Here is a 1,642-nt window from a genome sequence, read left to right on the forward strand (position 1 = left end):
AAGTTGGGTGAGAGAGTGGTGGTGGGTGATGGATTTACCACAAAGGTGTCGTTTGCGATGAAGCTCGATAAAACTTACCAAGATCCGACTAATAACATGATCCACTTCCAAGCATTTCAGCCCCGGCGACAAGGTGACCTGTATGAAGGAAATGTGATACCGGGCGGGCCTATAATTTCGTTCAAGATGGTTCCCGCAAAGCACCGCCAAATCAAAAACCGGAACGTTCAGGAATATGTAATAGCGGTGCGGAACCCAACGACCGCTGGCGTATCCACTTATATGGGAAATGACCGAGCGATGCTGTTCCGCGCAGGGATGCAAAAAGGTAGATGGTATAAATTTACTATCTCGATGACATCTCGAACAAAGAAAAATGGTGTCGTGGGTGGACCTTTAGCTTTGGAGGTGGACGGCAAGAGCGTGATGCAAAAAGATGTTGCGTGGGGTTTCAATCCGTCAAAATTTCCTGTTAGCCGTACGATAGGATTCGACCTCGGCATTTATCGTTCTGCAGATCGGAGAGGAAAGCAGGCGGTTTATTTCGATGATGTTTCGGTTATCCGATTTTAGCTACCGGCAAGGGGTAATATGCGCGCAAAAATTGCGATATGTTCCGCGATGAAAAATGAGGAGGAATATCTGCTTGAATGGCTGTGCTTCCACCGTTTAGTTGGCGTAGGCAAGTTTGTCATCTACAACAACCAAAGCACTGACGACACGCCTGAGATCGTGCGGATGTTCAACCATCGTTTTCCCGGCGCAGTGCAATTGATTGATTGGCCCCGGCAGCCGGGGCAGTGGCTAGCCTTTAAGGACATGATAGCTAATCGAAAGCACGTTGCTGAGTGGGTTGCATTTCTCGATGCCGATGAGTTTTTGTTTGGGACTGAGGAAGACGACTTACGGAACATACTACCGCTCTACCAAGATTGTTCGGCAGTCGGCGTTCACTGGCTCAACTTTGGTTCATCAGGTCATGAAACTACGCCCCTTGGTTTGTGCATTGAAGCGTTTACGCAGCGCTCTTCCGATGATTTTCGAGCACATAACCACATCAAATCGATCGTTCGTATTGATGAAATCGACGGATTCCAAACAGTCCACTATTTTAATGGTCTGCGAGGCACAGTTGATGTCGCCGGCACGCTAATTCCGCCCGAGACGAGGGGGAAATGTTCTTCCAGTCGCCACGATGTGATGCGTATTAATCACTATGTCACAAAATCAGAAGAACAGTTGAGAATCAAGATTGCGCGGGGGCAACCACGGCTTGATGATGCACCAGATAAATTTAGAGACATAGATAAGTATAGAAGGAATGGTCGAAATGATGTGGAAGATGTTACAATTGCCCGCTTCATACCTAGAGTTAAATCAATGATGAATGAAGTACTGGCTGCATCTAGTTCGATATGAGAAAGATGTTGATATATCGCATGTGATACTTAGTATTTATAGCCGAATTATACATGAAAATGTGATGTTTATTGTCAAAAACCTAGCAGTGTGGGCGGGATGTTTGATTAGAAATCCGCAAAATGTGAATGCAGCACTGTGAACATTGTATCGCGGTCCAACAGTAATTGCTCACGGGGTTGGCAGAAAAGTATTGCGCGGAGGTCGATTGGCTGATTCACCC

At 46.5% G+C, this 1,642-nt stretch carries 2 protein-coding genes; both read left to right on the plus strand.

Translation table 11 applies throughout. From position 1 onward, the window contains the following. On the plus strand, positions 1 to 573 hold a 573-nt coding region (locus IL54_RS24300), incomplete at its 5' end, for a hypothetical protein (protein WP_237748918.1). A gap of 18 nt (positions 574 to 591) precedes the next feature. Then, positions 592 to 1,419 carry a glycosyltransferase family 92 protein gene (locus tag IL54_RS16330; protein ID WP_076605525.1) on the plus strand — a complete coding sequence of 276 codons (828 nt, stop codon included), beginning with the start codon at positions 592 to 594 and terminating at the stop codon, positions 1,417 to 1,419. Positions 1,420 to 1,642: the final 223 nt, after the last annotated feature.

The sequence above is a fragment of the Sphingobium sp. ba1 genome (genome assembly GCF_000743655.1).
Lineage (GTDB): Bacteria > Pseudomonadota > Alphaproteobacteria > Sphingomonadales > Sphingomonadaceae > Sphingobium.